A 4,358-nucleotide genomic window follows, 5' to 3' on the forward strand; every position below is an offset into this window, starting at 1 on the left:
GCTGGTGCGCCGCGCCGACGAGGTCCGAAACCGCGGTCACGATCCCGCTCCGCCGACCTCGCCGGAGAACTTCATGGTGAGCACGCCTTCGACCTCCAGGAGCAGTTCGCGACGGCAGATGTCCACGGTGAACAGCTGGAGTGGGACCAGCGGCCCGACCTCGTCGCGCAGCCGTCGGCGGACGTGCGGGACGTCGCGTTCGTGCCGCACGTACGCCTTGAGCATGGTGAACGAATCCGGTTCCACCTTGCCGCCGGTCTTCTCCGAGACGTCGGCGAGGAGGATGCGGATGTTTTCGAGGGTCGTGTCGCATTGCCCGTCGAGATCGCCGGCGTGCGTCGACCGATGCCCGATGATGCTGGCCGTGCCGGAGAGGAAAAGCTTTTCCGACGCCGGCAGCAAAGTGGCGCGGGCGAAGCTCGGCGAGCGCGGGCCGTATTCGCGGGGATAGCGGTGGGCCGGCACCTGCCGGGGGTTTTCGAAATGGACGGGCGCGCCGGACCGCTCGGCGATGAAGTAGACCGTCACGCCGTCGCCGCGGGAGCCGATCCCGGTGGCGGCGGGCAGGCCGGCGGCCATGTCCGTGCCCGCCTCTTCGAACCCTTCGGCCCGCCCCTGGCAGAAGTCGCGGTAGACCTCCATGCCGTCGGCGTTGGTGTGGTTGATCCCGGCGATGTGGTTCCACATGCGGACCAGGTGGGGGTAGCCGAGGTCGTGGAGCAGCGCCCCCATCCGGCGGTAGGCCGACCGGGTCGCCGCGCGGTAGGTCGCCGCGCCGGGCAGCCGGAACGCGCCGAACAGGTGCGCGCCGTCGTGGCCGTAGACGATGTCGTCACGAACGCCGCTCGTCACCGCGGAAGCGCTCGTCCACACTTCGCGGACGACTTTTCGCCCCCGCTCGCGCATCGCTATTCCGATCGTCGGGTGGCCCGCAGTCAGATCCGGATTCCGGGATTGCCCGCCGAATTCGACGACGCCCAGTACTCCGCCGTGGTTCCGCGGAGGCTCATCCATCGAAACGGCAACATCGATCATCGGCGTCACTTTCGTCACGAGCATCTCACAGTGGCTTGTCGGAGCAGAGGGACTATTCGCGCTCCACGAGTGGGAAAACCATCTCGCAGAACATTCTTCGGGGCAAATGCCGCCGGCGTGGGAACGGTGCCGGGCTCAGGGGATCCGGTCCAGGAGGGCGCGCGCGGCGAGGCGGTAACCGAACGCGCCGAGGCCGGCGATGACGCCGCTCGCCAGCGGGGCGAGCACCGACTCGTGCCGGAACCGCTCGCGGGCCCACACGTTCGACAGGTGCACTTCGATCCACGGCCGGGGATAGGCGGCGAGCGCGTCCCGCAGGCTCCAGCCGGCGATCATCAGCGCGCCGGGGTTCACGATCGCCCCGACCGTCCCGTGGGCCTCGTGCAGGGACCGCACCAGCGCGCCCTCGCAGTCGTGCTGGACTCCGGCCACCCGCCAGCCCCGGCCGGCCACTTCCGCCTCGACGGCGGCCTGGATGTCCGCCAGCGTGTCCGTGCCGTAGACGGCCGGTTCCCGCCGCCCGAGGATGCCGAGGTTCGGTCCGTTGAGCAGCAGCAGTTCGGCCGTCATCGGCGCACCGCCCGCGGCCCGGTGCGGAGCCTGCCGATTTCCCCGCCGCCGGGCCGGGTGCCTTGCAGGTGCTCGTTGAACATGGTCCCGTCGTCGCGGGTGGCCGGTGGCCGCACGTGGTTCAGGTGGGCCATGACGAAGTCGCCGCGGCCGGTCCGGCCGTGCGCCGCCGCGAGCTCGTGGAACGCGTTGTCCTCGCCGCCCCAGCCCGTGTAGCGCTCGTCGTGGCCGCCGATCGCGAGGTAGAAGTCGCGCCGCACGGCGAAGCAGCCGCCGTAGAGGCCGTCGATGCTCAGGCCCCGGGCGGCCGCCCCGTCGAGCCGGTACGGACCGCTCGCCGCGGTGACGGCCGCCATGGTGCGCGTCGTCGACACCTCGTCCATCCAGGTCACGCGGCGGTAGGGGACGAACATGTCGGCGTCGTCGAGGCCCCGGAGCATCGCGGCCAGGACGGACCGGTCGACGAGCAGGTCCGCGTCGAGCACGCAGATCCGCTCGTGCGCGGACCGGCGCACCCCGGCGTTGACACTCCACGACTTGTTGTACGGACCGCTGTCGGCCAGGAGGACGTGCGTGTCGTACAGGGTCCGCGGCACGCCGGCCAGCCGGGTGCCGGAGTCCTGCTCGACCAGGGTCACCTCGACGTCGGGCGCGTCCCGGGCGGCGTCCCGCACCGCGCGCAGGGCGATCGCGAGGTTGCGGGTCCGGTCTTCGGTCGACGCGCGGAACGGCACGATCACCGTCAGCGCGCCCCGGCCGGTCACCGGTGGGGGCGCGGGATCCGCGACGAACGCCCCGGTCGCCGTCCCGTGCCCGGGGGAGAGCCGGGTGCGGAAGACCAGCCGGTCGAGCTCCCGGAACGCCGCGGGCCGGCCGGTCGGGGTGCCGACGTCGGCCAGCAGCAGCTCGAGCCGGTCGAGGGCGACTCGGTCGCCTTCTTCTTCGGCGGCCGCTGTCGCCGCGGCCGCCACCTCGGCCCGTTCGCCGGGGGACAGCGGAGCGAGCCCGGCGTCGACGGCGCGTTCCAGGAGCGCGCGTTCGGCGGGCCAGCTGTGGTCGTTGAGCCGCCGGCCCGGGTGGGCGAGCAGGACGAGGGCCTCGGCGAGCTCGCTCACCGTGGTGGTCCCGGCCACCCTCGGCGCAGTTCTTCCGGTCATTTGTTCCCTCTTCGATGCGGAGTTTCCGGTGTGCCGGAAGTGTGATTACCGGCGCGGGGTCGGCGGTGATTCCGCGTTCGGGGAAAGCCGATTCGCGGGACGTTTCGCGCATTGCCGGCGACCGGCGCCGGGTTCCTCTTCTACCAGCAGGGCCCGCCCGGCCCAACCGGGCGAGGGCCGGGCGGGCAACTGCCGCGAGGCCGCAGTTGAAGACCGGTGCTCCCCCATCCGGGTGGCGTTGAGCTGTACTTTTCGCGAACACCCTGCGCAAAGGTCCAGGCCAGTCGGAGAGGTCCAGACCAGGCGCCCGCTATTGCTTGATCATGACGGATGGCGCGCGGTAAGGTGCAAAAGCGACATGAGCTGTTCTGACCGGGGGGAACACTGACAGTGCATTCATGTGTCGATGAACGGGCCCAGTCGCCCGATTCGCGGTCTTCGGAGGGCAGTCCGAAGACCGCGCAAACCGCTGTTGTCGATGTAAAATCATTGCGTCCGGGGGAATCGCCCCGGCTTTCCGGTGAAGACCTCGGCTACGTCCGGATGCTGGCCGAGCTCGACCAGGAGCTGCCGCCGATCCTGGTCCACCGGCAGACCGGCAGGGTGATCGACGGGATGCACCGCCTCCGCGCGGCCGAGCTGCGCGGCGACGCCACCATCGAGGTGACGTTCTACGACGGCGGACCCGAATCCGCGTTCGTCCACGCGGTCGAAGCGAACACCAAGCACGGTCTCCCGCTGACCAAGGCCGAACGCGAGTCGGCCGCGGAACGGATCATCCGGTTCTTCCCGCACTGGTCGGACCGCTCGATTTCGAAGATCGCCGGCCTGTCCGCGAAGAAGATCAGCGCCATCCGCTGCCGGGTGTCCCCGGATTCCGGGAGCCCCGAGGCGGTGCGGATCGGCAAGGACGGCCGCGCGCGGCCGCTCGACCCGTCCGCCGGTCGGCTCCGGGCGGCCGAGCTGATCTCGGCGCGCCCGGACGCCTCGCTCAGCGAGGTCGCGAGGTCGTCGGGGATCGCCGTCGGCACCGTCCGCGACGTGCGGGACCGGCTCCGGCGCGGCGAGGACCCGATCCCCAAGGCGTACAGCAAGAACGCGCCCGAAGAGGAGAAGCCGGCGGCCCCCGCAGAACGGCGGATCGCCGCCGCGGCGGAGGCGTTGCCGGCGAAACCGGGGTCCGCCGGCGCGCTGCAGGCCCTGGAGCGCGACCCGTCGCTGCGGCTGAGCATCACCGGCAGGCGGATCCTCCGCCTGATCGGCGCGACGCATTCGATGTCGGCGCACCTGAACGGCCTGGTCGACTTCCTGCCGTCGCATTGCACGAACGTCGTCGCCGACCTGGCCCGCAACTGCGCCGAAGCCTGGGAACTGCTCGCCGGTGAGCTGGAAAAGCGCGGCGACGACCAGCTCGAAGCCAACGGATAACCGAACTCCGCCGTCCACCCTTTTCCGGCGCGGTACACCCATGCCCGGAACCGGCGCTTCGCACGTGAACTGGAGAACGTCATGAAGGAAACCACCGGAATCGGGCGACGCAGATTCCTGACGGGCACGGTCGCGGCGAGCACCGCCACCGTGCTGGGCCCCGCCGCC

Annotated in this window: 4 protein-coding genes; 1 reads left to right on the forward strand and 3 read right to left on the reverse strand. The window is 71.0% G+C overall.

Annotated features, from left to right (window positions below):
• Positions 1-36 precede the first annotated feature (36 nt).
• From CCN39_RS47895 to CCN39_RS47905, 3 genes are all read right to left on the reverse strand, one after another.
• Complete coding sequence (locus CCN39_RS47895; protein ID WP_086853838.1) at positions 37-1,059, reverse strand: FkbO/Hyg5 family chorismatase; 1,023 nt, start codon at positions 1,057-1,059, stop codon at positions 37-39.
• Positions 1,060-1,170: 111 nt separating this feature from the next.
• Positions 1,171-1,605, reverse strand: coding sequence for a type II 3-dehydroquinate dehydratase (locus CCN39_RS47900; RefSeq protein ID WP_086853840.1), 435 nt, complete (start codon positions 1,603-1,605; stop codon positions 1,171-1,173).
• The gene (locus CCN39_RS47905) at positions 1,602-2,762 is read right to left on the reverse strand and encodes a galactosyltransferase-related protein (protein WP_086853842.1); all 1,161 of its coding nucleotides are present in this window, start codon (positions 2,760-2,762) and stop codon (positions 1,602-1,604) included. The genes CCN39_RS47900 and CCN39_RS47905 overlap by 4 nt, the downstream gene beginning before the upstream one ends.
• Positions 2,763-3,251: 489 nt before the next feature.
• Here CCN39_RS47905 and CCN39_RS47910 point away from each other — a divergent pair, with 489 nt between their 5' ends.
• Positions 3,252-4,190 (forward strand): ParB/RepB/Spo0J family partition protein, encoded by a 939-nt coding sequence (locus CCN39_RS47910; protein ID WP_143264478.1) that lies wholly within the window; start codon positions 3,252-3,254, stop codon positions 4,188-4,190.
• Positions 4,191-4,358 lie beyond the last annotated feature (168 nt).

Source organism: Amycolatopsis kentuckyensis (assembly GCF_002155975.1).
Lineage (GTDB): Bacteria > Actinomycetota > Actinomycetes > Mycobacteriales > Pseudonocardiaceae > Amycolatopsis > Amycolatopsis kentuckyensis.

Bases quoted from the DNA above. Each gene is read 5' to 3' on its own strand.
- CCN39_RS47905 (WP_086853842.1), bottom strand. From the start codon at position 2,762: ATGACCGGAAGAACTGCGCCGAGGGTGGCCGGGACCACCACGGTGAGC.
- CCN39_RS47895 (WP_086853838.1), bottom strand. From the start codon at position 1,059: ATGCTCGTGACGAAAGTGACGCCGATGATCGATGTTGCCGTTTCGATG.
- CCN39_RS47900 (WP_086853840.1), bottom strand. From the start codon at position 1,605: ATGACGGCCGAACTGCTGCTGCTCAACGGACCGAACCTCGGCATCCTC.